This window comes from Microcoleus asticus IPMA8, from assembly GCF_013179805.1.
GTDB classification, from domain to species: domain Bacteria; phylum Cyanobacteriota; class Cyanobacteriia; order Cyanobacteriales; family Microcoleaceae; genus Microcoleus; species Microcoleus asticus.
The window spans coordinates 1-17,637 of record NZ_SRRZ01000149.1 but is presented as its reverse complement, the minus strand read 5'-3'; the positions used below and the strand labels follow the sequence as shown (position 1 = coordinate 17,637).

Below are 17,637 nucleotides of genomic sequence, written 5' to 3'. Positions count from 1 at the left end.
TCCCGCGGCGTTCCCCTCGCTCTCGGCTCCTCTGTCGGAGTCGCAGTTGGTGTTGGTGTCTCTGTTGGAGTTGGAGTTGGTGTCGGAGTTGGTGTCGGAGTTGGTGTCGGAGTTGGTGTCGGAGTTGGTGTCGGAGTTGGTGTCGGTGTTGGAGTGGGATTAGAGTCATCACTATCATCATTGACAATAATGCCCGTACTTTGGTTGGCGGCGGGATCGATGGTGGCGTTGGTGGCGTTGTTGAGGATAACGCTGAAAGTTTCATTCGCCTCAAATTTGTTGTCGCCGTTAACAATTACAGCGATCGTTTTTGTTAGCGCTTCTGGCGAATTAAAGATGAGATTACCGTCATTATCTTCGTAGTCGAGATCGCCTACAGTAGCAGTACCATCATCTGTCTTGTAGTTAACAGTAATGGGCAAACCAGAAGCATTAGAGAGGCTAACGGTGTAGTTGTAGGCAGTTGTGCCTGTATTGCCTTCAGCTTGGTTGATCGTGGCGGGGGTGATGCTGACAGTTGGAGGGTTATCGTTATCTGCAATTGTCAAAACAGCATTGTTGTATCGATCGCCAACTGTAGCATTTCCCGTTGGATTAGTTAGAGATAAATTAACCGTTTCGTCAGCTTCGTCGATCGCGTCATCGGCGATCGGAATAGTAACAATTTTTGGTGTCGTATCGCCGGCGGCAAAGTTAATTGCGATCGGCGTATTGGTGTAGTCAGCAGCAACAGCAGTACCATCCGTCAGCGTCAGCGTTGCCCCAACTGCACCTTTATTACCACCGATGCGATTGACTGTAATTTCATTACCTACAATTGTGCCGTTTTCATTCACAGTGTAAGCGGGATTGCTAAATTGCAGTAAGCCGGGGGAAGGTTGAGAAAATTCCGAAGTATCGTTAGTTGTTAAGTTAGTAGCCGTAGTGACGATCGCCCCTGTTGCAGTTAAAGGCGGCGATGTAAAATTAGCATTGCCAGCAGCATCAGTGGTGACATTAACAAAGTTGAGATAAGTTTGTCCTTCGCCGTTACCGCTGGGATCTAGAACAGTATTGTCAAAAAATTCGACGCGGAAAGTTGTATTGGGAATGCTGTTGAGAGTGCCGCTAATAGTAATATTGCCGTTGCTAGCAGTTGCGGAGTTTAAAACAGGAAAATTTTGCAAGCCGTTTCCGCCTGTATCCCCGTCTCCCAAGTCGTTTGGGGTAACGCCGTCGGTAGTTAGGTTATCGGCATCGTTATCGAGCTCGATGCCTAAACCATTATTAGAAAAGATAGAATTGCCTAAAATTGCTACGCCGTTGCCACCTGTCACTTGAATGCCGCTGCTACCGCTAAATGCGATCGTGTTGCCTTCCCCTGCTGCGGTGCCGCCGATGCGGTTATTCACACCAGCATTTAAAGCTACGACGTTGTACGAGGTATTGGGTAAAGGAGTGCTGCCGTCAGCTTGCGTGCCGATATAATTGCCGATAACGCGGTTGCCAGTTGTCTCGTTGCTAAGCAAATAGACGCCCATTTGATTGCCGGAAATGACATTGCCTTCTTGCGGTGTCGTGCCGCCGATGATGTTGCTTTCGCCAACCGCAATCCAGACGCCGACCGGACCTCCCAAAGCGGCAGTACCGCTGATATTTGTGCCGATATAGTTGCCGACAACTCGGTTTGTCGCAGGTACACCGCCTGAAGGTTCGCCTACAACTGTGGGCGCTATTGCAAAAAAAATACCCGCAGTCTGACTGCCAGAAATGATATTGCGTTCTTGAGGCGTCGTTCCGCCGATAATATTGTTAGAAGCGCTGCCAATAGCGATGCCATAGTAACTGTTTCCTAGCGCTACATTACCCGTGATATCAGTGCCGATGAGGTTGCCGACAACTCGATTTTGATTGGCAGTTGGGCCGTTAATCAAAATTCCGCCACCGGCCACAGTGCCAGAAATCAGGTTGTCCTGAATCAAGTTTTCAGGCGCATTGCGGATGCTGATGCCACCAGAGTAGTTGCCGATCGCAACAGTACCAGTAACATCCGTGCCAATACGGTTGCCGATTACTTCGTTGTTGCGCGCAGCGATGCCGGAAATCTCGATGCCAAGCCCCACACCAACAGTGTTGTTGCCAGAGATTAAGTTGTTCTCGATCCGATTATCTGGAACGCGATCGATCCAGATCCCCCTGCGGTTGCCCCGATCGACCGTACCCGCAAGATCCGTGCCGATGTGGTTGCTGAGGATCTCGTTGCCACCATTGGTTTGCAAGCGGATGCCTGCCCAGTCAAATCTGTTGATTGCTAAACCTTGCACGGTACTGTTCCCTGCAGTGATATCAAGTCCGACAATCCCAAATCCGAGGAGGTTGCCGCTGAGTTGCACCAGTGGCAAACCGTTATAGCCCGCGCCGCCTTGACTCCAACCATCGACGATCAGTGGATCGGAGATCGGCGGCAGTGCGGATAATGGCTGAATTAATTGCTGAGAACCGATCGCCCCGATATTAAAGGCGATCGTATCGCGATCGGCCGCAGTACCGACAGTACCGTTAATCTGTGCTTGTTCTGCCACTGTCAAAGCAGGAACATTCAGAGTGCCATTGGCAACCAGAATTGCCTCTCTGAGGGTGAGGACGGCATTCCTGATATTCGAGTCATCTGTGCTATTAACGGTAATGGTAGCAGCCATAATTTTTCTCCTTATACCCTGGTGTTGGCGAGGTTCGGCTATTGTTGGTGAGGCGATCGATAATTGCGATCGGGCTCGGCAATCAACTTGCTTCTAAACCAGTTTATTTTCTAAGAACAAAAGCGACCAGGGGAGTAAAATCAGGTGTTTCAACAAGGATTGACAGTAAAAACTCAGGTTAAATGAGTTAAAATAGGGAAAAGTCAGGGTAACTTTCCAGTGCAGGAACAACTGCTCTCTTGCAAGCATCTGCATACTTACGTATATGGGTACTTACCCGTCAATCCCATGAACTCAGAATTAGAATTCTCTTGGAGCAAAACCAAAGAATCTGCCGATCGTATTTTTGCTCAAAACACAGGCAAACATCTCAGCGACATCGAAATGAAAGTCCTTCAAGGTTCCTGGGAAGGAAAAAGTTACGATGAAATCGCCAAAACTTACGGCTACAGTGCTGAATACCTCAACAAAGATGTCGGCAATAAATTGTGGCACAAGCTTTCAGAAGCTTTAGCAGAAAAAATTACGAAGAAAAATTTTAAAGAAGCTCTGAGGAGATTTGCATCGCAAGAGTCCACTCAATATATTAACACCAACCTGCTCTTACAACCACTGACTGCGGCAAATTTGCAGTTTCCCGAAGGCTCGGTATCATTAGATTCTCCTTTTTATGTAGAGCGTTGCAACATTGAATCTTTGTGCTGCGAGACAGTTGTGAAACCCGGTTCGCTGATTCGGATTAAAGCACCGGAGATGATGGGTAAAACTTCATTGATGAACCGAATTTTAGCTGGCGCTGTTCGGGAAAACTATCACGCAGTTTATCTCGATTTGAGCGCCGCAGACCGAGGAATTTTAACAAATCTTGATAAGTTTCTGCGCTGGTTGTGCTTGATGGTAAGCCGACAGTTAAAGTTAGAAAACAAGTTAAACGAGTATTGGGATACGGATATTTTGGGCAGCAACGATAACTGTACGGTTTACTTTGAAGAGTATTTGCTGGCAGCAACACAAACGCCTCTGGTTTTGGGGTTGGATGAAGTCGATCGCCTATTTCCCTACACCGAAGTAGTTGAAGATTTTCTGGGGATGCTGCGAAGCTGGCACGAAAAAGCCAAAATTTCGGATATTTGGAAAAAGCTGCGGTTGGTAATGGCGCATTCTACGGAAGTTTATATTCCTTTGGACATGAATCAATCTCCGTTTAATGCGGGGGTTCCCGTTGAGTTGCTGGAGTTTGACAGCCAGCAAATTCACGATTTAGCTCGGCTGCACGGCTTGGAGTGGGATGAGGGGCAGTTGCGAGAGTTAATAAGTGCGATCGGCGGACATCCTTATTTAGTTAGATTGGCAATGTATGAGATTAGTTGTGGCAAAATCTCATTAACTCAGTTATTAAAAAATGCGGCATCAGAATCTGGAATTTACAGCAGTCATTTGCGAAAGCATTTGGAAATACTGCAACACAATCCCGAATTAGCTTTGGCTTTGAAAAAAGTTGTCAATTCGGCCGAACCAGTTGAATTAGATTCGATGCAAATTTACAAATTGCACAGCATGGGAATTGTGCGGCGGCAAAACAATTATGTCATGCCGCGTTGCAATTTGTACCGCGAATACTTCTGCCGCGTTTTAGGTTAAAAAGCGGAGATGAACACCTGATTGGGGTTGACATTGGTAATATTTTGGTCTTGCACAACACCAATCAAATCACCCTTGTAGAAGACTCCAGTGTCTTGGGCATTGCTACCTTCCCAGTTGCCAAGCCCAAGGGAGTAATCATAATTGAAAAGGCCTTTGATTTGGATTTTATCGGTTTCAGCTAAACTAAAGTCCGTAATTGTGGCGTAGCCATTTCCGAGGTAGTAAACGCTATTTGCGTCACCCAATACAAAGGTATCCTTTTCAATGTGACCCGTGAGGGTGTCGAATTCATTTTGCCCAAAGCCGTAACCAGTAAGTTGATCGTTACCGCTTCCGCCTAAGAGAATGTCGTTGCCCGTACCGCCAAGTAAAGCATCGTCTAAAGTACCGCCAATCAGCAGATCGTTACCAAGGCCGCCAACTAGATAATCGTAGCCAACGCCGCCATATAAAGTGTCATTACCAGCCCCACCATCGAGAACGTCGTTGTTAAACCCACCATCTAGATAGTCATTTCCACCAAGGCCCGACAATATGTCGTTTCCTGCATAGCCAGAGATTGAGTCATCTGCATTAGTTCCAACTAGCTTTGGTTTGTCGATACCATCGTCATTGAAGTTGGTGCCATTAATAATTGCCATTTCAGTTGCTCCTTATTGTTCAAAATTAGGACGTAGAGATTGAGCGACCTGTGCGATCGCTACTACATTGTTCGGAATCGTTGAAACTTGATTTATTCGCTGTGTTGTTTTTGAGGGCAAGCTCTCAGCCAGGTGAGAAACTAAGTCTCTGGGAAAAACAGAGTTTCTTAGAATTCATTCGCGCTCTTGAGGGTCGATTTCTAGTTCCAGGCTTTATGTTTGCCAATAGAATGCCTGGTTTTAGCAATCCACTCAGTCATCACCCCCAACTCTTACAGCGCCTCCAAATCCCACAACTAAACCTAAAGTGGAGGGTTGACGATAGGGGCAGAAACCAAGTTTGTTTGGTTAAGCTCGACGTTTTGCACAACAGCAATCAAATCATTTTTGTACAAGATATTAGTGTTGCTGCCAGATTTCACCAGCGAGTAATCCTGCGTACTGCCAGCAACCTGGATTTTATCGGCTTGTAATGACTTAAAGTCTGTAATTGTGGCGTGGCCATTTCCTAGGTAGTAACCGATGGTGGAGTAACCGAGTACGAATGTGTCCCCTAGAGTACCACCAGTGAGAATGTCGAATTCCGTGCTGTTGCCGAAACCATCAAGGTAATCTTTACCGCTTCCGCCTAAAAGAATGTCATTGCCAGTGCCGCCATAGAGATTGTCATCATCCCAGCCGCCTACGAGACTGTCATTATTGGCTCCACCAAATAGATAGTCATTTCCCAAGTCGCCGATGAGAGTGTCATTTCCGGCTTCACCATACAGATTGTCATTACCACCTGCACCATCAATATAGTCATTACCAGCTTCACCATCGATATAGTTGCCAACGGCATTACCTGTGATGGTGTTGTTGAGGGCATTGCCGTAGCCTTCATATGCGTTGCCGATCAGCTTCAGGTTCTCCTGATTCTCGCCTAGCCTGTAGCCCAGCGGAAAGGTGACGGAAGAGATAACGGTGTCGATGCCTTGATTAAAGTTCTCGGTAACTTTGTCATTCTGGCTATCCACAATGTAGGTGTCATTGTCTGCGCCACCAAACATATCGTCGCTACCTGGGCCACCATCTAGATAGTCATTTCCACCAAGACCCGACAATATGTCGTTTCCTGCATAGCCATAGATTGAGTCATCTGCATTAGTTCCAACTAGCTTTGGTTTATCGATATCGTTGTCATTGAAGTTGGTGCCCTTAATAGTTGCCATTTCTGTTACTTCTTGTTGTACAAAATGAGGAGGTAGAGATTGAGCGCTCTGTGCGATCGCTACTACATAGCTCGGAATCGTTAAAACTTGATTTATTCCCTCTGCCATAACTTTTGTAGCGCCGTCAAATACTACGGCTAAGTTGAACCAGGCAGAGGGTTATCAGCTTAGCCAGGAAACGGATCGCCAAGGATGAAGTCCGTTGCTTTGACATTGGTGATGTCTTGCAACACACCAATTTCATCATTTCCGAACAATATCTTAGTATCTAGAGCAGCGTTGCCATACCCGAAGTCTCCAGACACCAGAGTGTATTTATCTAGAGTCTCAAAGAGTGCGATTTTATCGCCTTCTAATGAGTTAAAGTCTGTAATTAAGGCGAAACCAGATCCGGTGTAGAAATTGTAGTATGATTGCGCGCCCAGCACGAACTTGTCCGCGTCAGCGCCGCCTGTGAGGGTGTCAAATTCGGTGCCGTTGCTGAAACCGTTAAGGTAATCATTGCCAATACCGCCAGTGAGAATGTCGTTGCCAGCATCGCCCCACAAATTGTCGTTGCCACCCTCGCCATACAATTTGTCGTTGCCAGTGCCGCCATGCAGGTAGTCCTTCTCAGTGCCGCCATACAGGTAGTCGTTTCCAGTCTCGCCGTACAAGTTGTCCTGGCCACTGCCACCGTAGAGAGTGTCGTCGTTATTGAAGTTGTTGCCGCCGTTGCTGCCATCACCGCCGTAGATGTTATCGTCACCGCTGCCGCCGGATAATAGATCGCTCCCTCCACGACCGTAAATGATGTCATTGCCTCCAAGTCCGTAGATTTCATCATTGCCAAGCGTTAATACTGGCCCATTCGGACCTTGCTGCCATTGCTGATCGGTTCCCACTAAATTGTTGTCATTGAATTGAGTACCGTAGATAGTTGCCATTTCAGTTGTTCCTTTGTATTTCAAATTAATTGATTTATTTAGAAGTAATGCTGGCAGTTTGTATTTGTTTGCTGCTCTTTTCACTTCCTGTTATCAGTTTCTTGCTAAAACTCCTGAACCGCAAGGGTGATAAAATCAGGTATTATAGGAACTAATAAATAGCTTCAGGCTGTGAATTTATAGGGAAAAATCAGGTGCAGCCTGATAAAGCATCATAAAAATCCGCAAAAGTCAGGTTTTTTGGTAAATATCTAAATAGTCATGTTAGCTATCGTAGAATCAAATCTAGATTTTAGTGCAGGCAATGATGAAAGAATCTCCAGTTAGTTATGAATATCAGATTGGCGGGAGTCTCCCCGCAGATGCGTCGAGTTACGTGACGCGACAAGCAGACTTGGACTTTTACGAAAGTTTGAAAGCGGGTGAGTTTTGTTACGTTTTGAATTCGCGGCAAATGGGCAAATCTAGTTTGCGGGTGCGGGCCATGCAAAAATTGCAAGCTGAAGGTACTGTTTGCGCTTTTATCGATTTAACTGGGATTGGTAAAGAAGATGTAACTCCCGAAAAGTGGTATGCAGGGATTGTCAATTCTTTGGTCAGTAGCTGTCAGCTAGGAAATAAAATTAATTGGCGGAATTGGTGGCGCGAACGCCGGGATTTGTTATCTCCCGTGCAGCGATTTAGTTTGTTTATCGAAGAAGTTATTTTAGTGGAAATTTCCCAAAATATAGTTATTTTTATTGACGAGATCGATCGAGTATTGAGCATGAATTTTTCGGCTGATGAGTTTTTTGCTCTGATTCGCTGGTTTTACAATCAAAGAGTTGACAATCCTCTGTACCGCAGGCTGACTTTTGCGCTGTTGGGGGTGGCGACGCCTTCGGATTTGATTGCGGATAAAACTCAAACTCCTTTTAATATTGGTAAGGCGATAAATTTACGCGGTTTTCAGATTGATGAAGTGCAACCTTTGATTGAGGGTTGGCAGGGGCAAGTTGGCAATCCTGAAAGTGCGATCGCAGATATTTTGGATTGGACGGGGGGACAACCTTTTTTGACGCAAAAGCTGTGCAAGTTGGTGCTGGAAAAGGAGTTGAAGAAAGTTAACCGCAGAGGCGCAGAGGGCGCTGAGAAAGACAGGCAGGATGCCTGTTCCACCCCCACAGACAGGCATCCTGACTGTTCCACCCCCACAGACAGGCAGGATGCCTGTTTCACACAAGAGGAGGGAGTTGAGGGGTTGGTGAAGTTGCAGATTGTGGAGAATTGGGAGTCTCAGGATGAGCCTGAACATTTGAAAACTATTCGCGATCGCCTTTTGAGAAATCAGCAAAAAGCGGGGCAGTTATTGGGGCTTTATCAGCAGGTTTTGCAATCCGCAAACCCCCCCCAACCCCCCCTTAGCAATGGGGGGCTAAATGCTGCTACTTCACCTCTGGAAGAGGAAGAAATAGCCACTCTTGCTCCCCCCCTGAGCAAGGGGGGACTGGGGGGGGTTATTGCTGATGGGAGTCCCGAACAAACAGAATTGCGACTGTCAGGTTTAGTGGTGCAACAGCACGGAAAATTAAAAGTTTATAACCGAATTTATGCCGAAGTTTTCAATCTTGAATGGGTGGAAAAACAGTTAGGAAAGCTGCGGCCTTATTCGGAAAATTTTAATGCTTGGAATGCTGCCAATTTTGAGGATAATTCGCGGCTGCTGCGGGGTCAGGCACTGCAAGAAGCTTTGGAATGGGCAAAATATCAAAGTTTAAGCCATCTGGATTACCGTTTTTTAGCGGCGGCTCAAGATTTGGAAAAGCGAGAAGTTGAATTGGCTTTTGCACTGCAAGCTGAGGAAAGTCAAATATTGGCACAAGCTAATCAAACTTTAAGTCTGGCTCAGCATCAAGCTAAAACAGAGTTAACGTTAGCTAAAAAACAAGCTAGAAGGATAATTGCGATCGGTTCGACAATTTTAGGGATATCTTTAGCAGCAGCTATCGCCGTACAATTGCAAGTAATTAAAGCCGATCGAGAACTCGCAGAAACTAAAATAGTCCTCGAAAGTTTGTCCTCAAAGACAACTTTAGCCTCCAACCCTTTTCCAGCACTGATCGAAGCACTGCTTGCAGCACATAAACTTAAAAAATTAGAGGCATTCAGTCCGGCCAAATCCGGAACTAAGATGCAAGTATCGATCGCCCTCCAACAAGCACTTTACAGCATCCGAGAGCGCGATCTGCTCCTCGGCCACCAAGCTGCCGTCAAAAATGTCGTTTTCTCGCCCGATGGCAAAATCCTCGCATCCGCTAGCGAAGACGATACTGTCAAACTCTGGAACCCAGACGGCATATTGCTCAGAACCCTCACCGGACACGGCGACAACATTTGGAATGTCAGTTTCTCAACTGATGGCAAGACGATCGCATCTGCTAGCGAGGATGCTACTATCAAACTCTGGAACCTCGAAAACGGCACAGAAATTAGAACCTTTACAGGACATAGGGGCTGGGTGAGAGGAGTCAGTTTTGCTCCCGACGGATTGGCGATCGCATCTTCGGGTTCCGACGGCACTGTCAAACTCTGGAATCGAGCAGACGGCACTTTGCTCAAAACCTTTACCGGACATAGGGGCTGGGCAACGAGCGTCACTTTTTCGCCCGACGGGTTGGCGATCGCATCTTCGGGTAGCGATCGCACTGTCAAACTCTGGAATCCAGCAGACGGAACCGAAATCGCCACCCTGAGGGGCCATACCAACGCTGTTAGAAGTGTCAGTTTCTCCGACGATGGCAAAACCCTAGCATCCGCTGGCGAAGACGGTTTAGTCAAGCTGTGGGATGTCCAAAACCTGACTCTCCTCAAAACCCTGCAAGCCGACAGCCAGCAAGTCTGGAACGTCAAATTCAGTCCCAGAGGCAGCAACACCCCAACTCTGGCTACCGCTAGCGAAGACGGCACCGTCAAATTGTGGAATTTATCGCTGTTAGGAGGCATCGAGCCGCAAACGCTCAAAGGACACAGCGGCAGGGTTTCGAGCCTTAGTTTCAGTCCCGACGGCCGCACTTTGGCAACGGCAGGTACCGATCGCACGGTACGACTCTGGAACCTCACCGGCATCGAACCGAAAGTTCTTGAAAGCCACCGCCGTCAGGTTTTCAGTGCGAGTTTCTCGCCCGACGGCAAAACAATTGCCTCCGGTAGCAGCGATCGCACTGTTAAATTGTGGAATGCACAAAACGGCAGCGAAATCAAAACTTTTCTAGGACATCGAGGTGCTGTCACCAGCGTCAGTTTCGCCCCTGACGGCAAAATTTTAGCATCCGCAGGAAGCGATCGAACTATTAAATTGTGGAACCTAGAAACTGGCACCGAAATCAAAACTCTTTCAGGACATCAAAGGGCAATTGATAGCGTTGTTTTCAGTCCCGACGGTAAAACTTTAGCATCAGCAGGAGTCGATAAAACTGTTAAATTGTGGCATCTAGAAAGCAGTACCCAAATCAAAACTTTTACAGGACATCTCGAAAGAGTTAGAAGTGTCACATTCAGTCCCGATGGCAAAACTTTAGCATCCGCAGGGAACGATCGCACAATCTATTTCTGGGGTTTAAACAATTTAGAATCCACCCCAAGAAGGATTTTGAGAGCGCATAACAGTCGAATTACCAGCCTCCGTTTCAGTCCCGACGGCAAAATTTTAGCATCTGCTTGCGATGACAGCACCATTAAATTGTGGAATGCAGAAACCGGCACCGAACTCAAAACTATTCAAGCACACGGAACTTGGGTAAAAAGCATTAGTTTCAGTCCCGACAGCAAAACGATCGCATCTGCAAGTTTCGATCGCACAATTAAACTGTGGAATGTAGCAGACGGCCAAACGGGATCGGAGGCGCGGCCCCTACAAACTTTTGAGGGACATAGCGATCGAGTTAATGACGTTAACATCAGTCCCGACGGCAAAACTCTTGTTTCTGCCAGCGATGATTCTACTTTAAGAATCTGGAATTTGGAACTTGATGTAGATAATTTAATGAAACTAAGCTGCCAATGGCTGAGCAATTATATTGCTAATCATCCCGAAGAAAAAGCGATATCCGAAATCTGCAATCCTTAAAAAATAGGACTTACACAACTGGCACATTAAACAAAGGTATGTTGTTGCGCTTCAGCGCTCTTTGATATCCTAAGAGCGCTGAAGCGCAACAACATACCTAAAAGTCTTGTGACTGTTGCGTAAGTCCTGAAATTAAAGAATTGGCAACCACTAATGAACTAAGGGTTTAGTTCACTGCCCTACAGTTGCATTCTTTTTTTACTGGTATAAACAAGCGCCCAACATATAGCTGGGTATTTAATTTTATTTTGTAAGTAGTCTGACAGTAATTCCTTCTTGGCAAGACATTTTCATTGTCAAAAATGTTGTTTTTTGGGATATAATAAACATTACTTGCTTTTGGCTTTTACGGCCCTAGACTCCACTGTGAATCCTGGAATATCTTGCAGTTCTGTTTCGCTCAAACTGTACTGTTCGCAAACCAAACTCAAACGAGTTCCGGTACTTTTAACAGCGTTGACAGAGTGAGTCAAATCTCCTTGAAAATAGACCAGCGAGTTCGCTTGCGGCTTAATATGCCCGACTTGCTGTTTGTTGCGCCGCAGTATCAACTCTCCCCCTTGCAAGTTCGGTGGCACTTGCACGTATAAAACGCTGACGGCTGCAGGAGGTTCAACAGTTTTGCAGTACGATCGCAAAGATCGATCGATATGCGGATCGACGCGGGAACCTTCACCCAGCAACAGGGGGTTGAGGTAAAAAGCATTGCATTCAGGCTGTAATGCTTGGTCTAGATAGGGTTTGAACAAGGGAAAACGCCGTTCTACTTCGGCGATTTCCGCACGTTGAAACACCACGGAAAACCCTTTTGTGCCAATGAAATCGCGATTGAGGTTGTTGATTGCTAGATAAGGGGATGCTAGAATTGCTCCTCGCAAGTCGTTGAGGTAGTCGATCGAGAAAGCGTTAGGATGTTGGCTATAGTATTTCAAGGCACTCAAAAATCATCAAAGTTTAAGAAAACAGCAGATAGGAATGCAGCAATCGCTCATACTTGGGATTGCTTCGTTCCGCGCAATGACATAATAATGTTTATTTGTGTCCGCGTACTTAAGTCAAAGGTTTTTCTTAACTGCGGGCGATCGCCCGGAAGTGTCGCAACCGACTAGCAACTGCCAAATATTACTATACAGGCGATCGACATATAGGCGATCGTCAGATGGCAAAACTCAGACCAACAAATTTTTTAACCCGCTATAAGTAAGGGGGAGGCGCGCCGAGGCGCACCCTACAAATAATGTCGGCGATTTTGATAGGTTCGCACGCGCGTGCGAAGTTAACGCTGGCATTATTTTTATTTCTGAAGGCGACTTGCTGGGAAGAGAACAAATTGCGATCGTCAAACAAGCTGTTGCTGCAATATATACTGAACTTGAAGCTGGCGCGATATCGTGAATCGAGTTCTTTACATAGCAGCAAACGGCACAAATAATTTCGAGACTTTATTGCCAGATATGTCAAAAGAAGCATTGTAGTTCAGCCTTTGGCCAGATGACAACCCTTAACTCCTCACAGCAAAATCGATAATATTTCAGGTCAGGGTATATGCCGCAATACTTCGGAAAACTCCAAACTACCTAACAGCCTTGGTCAACGATCGCCCCCGTACAATCCATAAATAAAACCGCTCGCACAATTCACTTCAACTGTACCAATTCCGCTCTCAAAATCAGCATCCTCGCACCGAATTTAATCCGAGTGCGAATGTCACCGACAGGTTAATTTAAAAGCCTATCGCACTCAATAACTGTCCCTGACGAAGAGTGGGAAATTATACCATTTGAAGTGCGAGAAACAGAATAAAAAATAGAAATTGAAACCGCGCAAATAAAGATTTCTGTCAAGCGATCTCGTCCTGCAATTGAATGCTTTGACAAATCGGGAAAACCCTTTGCTAGCGACTGCGATCCCAGTATGGGATGGCGCACAGGCGCAACCGCAGGCTGGAAACGCATCGAAGCAGACGAACACTTCTACGGTTTCGGCGAACGCACCGGCTTTCTCGACAAACTCTCCGAAGTCAAGACAAACTGGACAATAGATGCGCTTGACTACAATTCCCTCAGCGATGAAATGTACCAGGCGATCGCATTTTATATCGCCTTGAATCCCGATCGCGCTTACGGCATCTTTTTCAACACTACATTTTGGAGTCAATTCGATATCGGCGCGGAACAACCGGGGGTTTTGCGGATGGAAACCAGAGGCCCGGAACTCGACTACTACATTATTTACGGCCCGGAACCCGCCCAAATTATCGCCACCTACACGCAGTTAACCGGCCGGATGCCGATTCCGCCAAAATGGGCGCTCGGATACCACCAGTGCCGCTGGAGCTACGAATCCGAGGACGTTGTGCGCGAGTTGGCCAAGGAATTTCGCGATCGGGCGATTCCCTGCGATGTCATCCACCTCGACATCGACTATATGCGCGGCTACCGCGTTTTTACCTGGAGCCCGAAGCGTTTCCCCGATCCCGCGAAACTGATCGCAGACTTGAAAGCAGCGGGTTTTAAGGTGGTCACGATTGTCGATCCCGGTGTCAAGTACGAACCGGAAGCAGATTATGAAATATTCGATCGCGGTGTGGAGAATGACTATTTCGTCCGCACCGCAGAGGGAAAGCTATTCCACGGTTACGTTTGGCCGGACAAAGCGGTGTTTCCCGACTTCCTGCGGCCGGAGGTGCGCCAGTGGTGGGGCGAATTGCACAAAACTCTCACAGATATGGGGATTGCGGGGATTTGGAACGACATGAACGAACCTGCGATCGCAGAACGGCCTTTTGGTGACGGCGGCGAACACATTAGCTTTCCCCTGAATGCACCGCAAGGCCCGGAATCCGATCGCGCTACCCACGCCCAAACCCACAATTTGTATGGGTTGATGATGGCGAAAGCTTGTGCTGAGGGGTTGCAAAAATTGCGATCTGGCTATCGATCTTTTGTGCTGACGCGATCGGGTTTTGCGGGCGTTCAGCGTTACTCCTCGGTGTGGATGGGCGACAATCAATCGCAGTGGGAACACTTAGAAATGTCGCTACCAATGCTTTGCAATATGGGGCTTTCCGGCGTGGCGTTTGTCGGTTGCGACATCGGCGGTTTTGCGGGGAATGCAACCGCTGAACTGTTCGCGCGGTGGATGCAGGTGGGGATGCTGTATCCTTTGATGCGCGGTCATTCGGCGATGAGTACGGCGCAGCACGAACCGTGGGTTTTTGGCGATCGCACTGAGAAGATTTGCCGCGAATACATCAATTTGCGCTATCAGTTGTTGCCTTATATTTATACGTTGTTTTGGGAAGCTGCGACGGCGGGAACGCCGATTTTGCGACCGCTACTGTATCATTTTCCGCGCGATCGGGCAACTTATCACCTTTACGATCAAGTATTACTCGGCCCGTCGCTGATGGCTGCACCTGTTTACCGCCCGGGAGTTGAACACCGCGCTGTGTATTTGCCGGAGGGTACTTGGTACGATTGGTGGACGGGCGAATGCTATCAGGGCCCGATGCACATTTTAGCCCACGCACCTTTGGAGAGAATGCCGCTTTACGTGCGGGGCGGGGGCATAATTGCGATCGCACCTGTGAAGCAATTTGTCAGCGAAGAACCGCTTGAGTCATTGAAAATGCGAATTTGGCCAGGAAGCGGTGAATGGACGCTTTATGAGGACGATGGACACAGTTTTGAACATGAAAAAGGTGTCTCGGCTACGACTAATTACAAGGTGTATGTGGAAGAGGAAAAAATCATCGTTGAAATTGCTGCGCGCGAGGGTCAATTTTCGATTTCTGAACGCGAAGTTATTGTGGAAGTTGTTGGCGTTGGCGAACAGCGATTTACAGATGATGGTACGGTGCGGCGTTTGACATTTGGGTAGTTTGATATTTGCCGCTTTCCCACTAACCCGCCGGGGGTTAAAACCCCCGTCTCACAGCTCAAGTCCACTTAAGTGGACTGAAGAAACAGCCTAGCAGACTTGATGTAAATCCTGTACATATTGAGAGGCACTCCTGTTCAAACGAAGCTAACCAACTCAAATTCTAAATATTAACCAATAGTCCTCTTTAGAGGACTTTAGCTATGAGACAGGGATTTAAATCCCTGGCGGCCTAATTGTTAGCGAACTATATTACTTGACGACTACTGTTATAATACAGCAGGAGGAGATGAACAAATAAAATTATTGCGATTGAATTATGCAACCTATCCAAATTACCACATTCCAAGCTCTGTGGCGCAGCTTGGGCCTGATAATCAAAGCCGCACCAATAGAACTCCGCAATTTAATATTACTCAACATTATCCGCGGTGGTGCCCCCTCTGCTGTCCTATTTTTAGATAAATTAATCATTGATGAAGTATCTCGGTTGCTGTCGCAAACCCAAACAGCACAGCCCTTTGCTTTGATGCTTTCCCACCCAATATTGCTGTGGAGTATTGGCGGAGTCTTAAGTCTCAAGTTAATCGGCGACTCCCTGGAAACAATGAGCTCTTTTGCAGCGACATCTTTGCGCGATCGCGTTCAAGGCTTTGTCGAAGGAAAAGTCCTGGAAAAAGTCGCGAATTTCGACGATATTGCCCTCTTTGAAAACCCCGAACTATTAAATATAGTAGAACTTGCAAAAACCGGAGTCTCCAAAATACAGCAACTAGCATTTACCCTCAGCATGACCATCACGGGAATTTTTATCTTTATTCCATCTATTAGCCTTGCTGCTACCATAGCTTGGTGGGTGCCAGTCCTGATGTTGATTTCATCATCTCCCTCAATTTACATCAAAAGAAAATATAGCAGAATCATCTGGAGAGTTCAAAAAAAGCAAGCTAAAATCACCCGGGAGATGAACTTATCCGCTAGAGTATTGACGGGGGAAGAATACGCTAAAGAATTGCGTTTGTTTGGCTTGCAGGAACTTTGGCTCAAACGCTGGCAGGGTCAGTTTTTGCAGTTTTTTAGCGAGATGCAGCGCATCCGAAAAAAAGGAGCAATTGTTGTACTTTTCTGGTCAGTGTTTAGTAGAATAGGAGTAGCGTTGCCATTTGTTTATGTGGTAATGGGAGCATTGGGAGGGCGCTATACTTTAGGGGATGTGGCGCTTTATTCGGGTTTGATTGTCCAGGTGGAGCAAAGTTTGCAATTATTGATTGGCAATTATACTAATTTGTACGATATTTCCCTGGGCGTTAGTCCGATTTTTCAACTTTTGGAACTCAAGCCAGAATTGCAGTCTCCGCTTGGAGATGTGGTGTCTCGCCTGCCGCTTTTAGAAGATGGCAGGCAAGATGCCCGCCCCACAAAAGATAAAGTTGGCATCGAGATTAAGCATCTATCTTTCTGCTATCCCGGTAGCAATAAAAGCACGGTTGAAGATATCAATTTAACCATTAATCCGGGTGAAATGCTAGTGCTTGTTGGTGAAAATGGCGCGGGTAAAACGACTCTTGGCAAACTCCTCGGCCGCCTGTACGACCCGACAAGCGGTACGATCGACTGGAACGGCAAAGATTTGCGATCGTACTCTCTAGCATACGTGCGATCGCGAATCGCCGTCGTTATGCAAGATTACGCCCGTTTCCCCTCCACAGTCCGCGAAAACGTCGGTTTCGGCGACTTACTTTCACTGTCGGATGACACCGCAATTAATGAAGCTATTTCCGAAGCAGGGATTGCAGCTAAAGTCAACAGTTTAGAGCAAGGTTTAGAAACACCGTTGGGGAAACAATTAGAAGACGGCATAGACTTATCCGGGGGACAGTGGCAAAGAATTGCGATCGCCCGCGCCTTAATGCGGCTTGACACAGCCGAAGTGCTAATTTTTGACGAACCAACCGCCGCCCTCGACCCCAAGACAGAACACGAAATTTACAGCATCTTCCGCCAAATAGCCGCCGGGAAAACAACCATAGTCATCAGTCACAGATTGGGATTAGCAAAAATTGCCGATCGTATCGCCGTCATGGAAAACGGTAAAATAGCAGAAATAGGAACTCACGACGAATTGATAGCATCAAACGGAATTTACTGCTCAATGTTCACCCGTCAAGCTAGTAGCTATATTTAGAGTTAAATAAACAGTCCGCCAGAGGTTAAAACCCCTGTCTCATAGCGAAATTCGGTTTCAACCGACTGGGGAGATATTGCAATGCTTGTTCAAAAATGTGTCTTTCAGTCCTCTTTGAGAGGACTTTTGCTATGAGACGGGGGTTTTCAACCCCCGGCGGACTTGTGGGTTAGCGTGGGGAATTTGGCGCGGGTGATTTTGATAAATTATCGCGGATTTGCGATCTAATTTCTCTCGTTAGGTGGCGATAAACCGAGTTTCTGCGACAATTTTCAGGCGTTGCTGAGTTAGAGTATGAATAGGAGGAATAATTTATGCAATGCCCAGAATGTAAATCAACCCATATCCGTAAAAACGGCAAGAAG

The 17,637-nt window shown here is 46.9% G+C and carries 11 protein-coding genes; 5 read left to right on the top strand and 6 right to left on the bottom strand.

Annotated elements, in window-relative coordinates; translation table 11 throughout:
- Positions 1 to 2,678, bottom strand: a 2,678-nt coding sequence (locus tag E5S67_RS27640; RefSeq protein ID WP_172192033.1) for a beta strand repeat-containing protein, incomplete at its 3' end; no start/stop codon positions are given.
- A gap of 288 nt (positions 2,679 to 2,966) precedes the next feature.
- Between E5S67_RS27640 and E5S67_RS27635 the strand changes: the two genes are divergently transcribed.
- The gene (locus E5S67_RS27635; RefSeq protein ID WP_172192031.1) at positions 2,967 to 4,319 is read left to right on the top strand and encodes an AAA-like domain-containing protein; all 1,353 of its coding nucleotides are present in this window, start codon (positions 2,967 to 2,969) and stop codon (positions 4,317 to 4,319) included.
- Here E5S67_RS27635 and E5S67_RS27630 read toward each other — a convergent pair.
- The 3 genes from E5S67_RS27630 to E5S67_RS27620 form a co-directional block, all read right to left on the bottom strand.
- On the bottom strand, positions 4,316 to 4,963 hold the full coding sequence (locus E5S67_RS27630) for a calcium-binding protein (RefSeq protein WP_172192029.1): 648 nt from the start codon (positions 4,961 to 4,963) through the stop codon (positions 4,316 to 4,318). The genes E5S67_RS27635 and E5S67_RS27630 overlap by 4 nt on opposite strands.
- A 302-nt stretch (positions 4,964 to 5,265) precedes the next feature.
- Positions 5,266 to 6,282 (bottom strand): calcium-binding protein, encoded by a 1,017-nt coding sequence (locus E5S67_RS27625; protein WP_172192027.1) that lies wholly within the window; start codon positions 6,280 to 6,282, stop codon positions 5,266 to 5,268.
- Between the two features lie 59 nt (positions 6,283 to 6,341).
- The gene (locus E5S67_RS27620) at positions 6,342 to 7,184 is read right to left on the bottom strand and encodes a calcium-binding protein (RefSeq protein WP_216670755.1); all 843 of its coding nucleotides are present in this window, start codon (positions 7,182 to 7,184) and stop codon (positions 6,342 to 6,344) included.
- 220 nt (positions 7,185 to 7,404) lie between these two features.
- On the opposite strand from E5S67_RS27620, the gene E5S67_RS27615 reads away from it, so the two are divergent.
- Complete coding sequence (locus E5S67_RS27615) at positions 7,405 to 11,205, top strand: WD40 domain-containing protein (RefSeq protein ID WP_172192025.1); 3,801 nt, start codon at positions 7,405 to 7,407, stop codon at positions 11,203 to 11,205.
- A 329-nt stretch (positions 11,206 to 11,534) separates the two neighbouring features.
- Here E5S67_RS27615 and E5S67_RS27610 read toward each other — a convergent pair whose 3' ends face one another.
- Complete coding sequence (locus E5S67_RS27610) at positions 11,535 to 12,137, bottom strand: 2OG-Fe(II) oxygenase (protein WP_172192023.1); 603 nt, start codon at positions 12,135 to 12,137, stop codon at positions 11,535 to 11,537.
- 106 nt (positions 12,138 to 12,243) lie between these two features.
- Between E5S67_RS27610 and E5S67_RS32775 the strand changes: the two genes are divergently transcribed.
- Positions 12,244 to 12,405, top strand: a complete 162-nt coding sequence (locus E5S67_RS32775) for a hypothetical protein (protein ID WP_216670753.1) — start codon at positions 12,244 to 12,246, stop codon at positions 12,403 to 12,405.
- Here the strand turns inward: E5S67_RS32775 and E5S67_RS32770 are convergent.
- The gene (locus E5S67_RS32770) at positions 12,400 to 12,675 is read right to left on the bottom strand and encodes a hypothetical protein (protein WP_216670752.1); all 276 of its coding nucleotides are present in this window, start codon (positions 12,673 to 12,675) and stop codon (positions 12,400 to 12,402) included. The genes E5S67_RS32775 and E5S67_RS32770 overlap by 6 nt on opposite strands.
- A 336-nt stretch (positions 12,676 to 13,011) precedes the next feature.
- Between E5S67_RS32770 and E5S67_RS27605 the strand changes: the two genes are divergently transcribed.
- Both E5S67_RS27605 and E5S67_RS27600 read left to right on the top strand, forming a co-directional pair.
- The gene (locus E5S67_RS27605) at positions 13,012 to 15,087 is read left to right on the top strand and encodes a glycoside hydrolase family 31 protein (RefSeq protein ID WP_339382746.1); all 2,076 of its coding nucleotides are present in this window, start codon (positions 13,012 to 13,014) and stop codon (positions 15,085 to 15,087) included.
- A 319-nt stretch (positions 15,088 to 15,406) separates the two neighbouring features.
- Positions 15,407 to 17,272 carry an ABC transporter ATP-binding protein gene (locus E5S67_RS27600; RefSeq protein WP_172192021.1) on the top strand — a complete coding sequence of 622 codons (1,866 nt, stop codon included), beginning with the start codon at positions 15,407 to 15,409 and terminating at the stop codon, positions 17,270 to 17,272.
- Positions 17,273 to 17,637 lie beyond the last annotated feature (365 nt).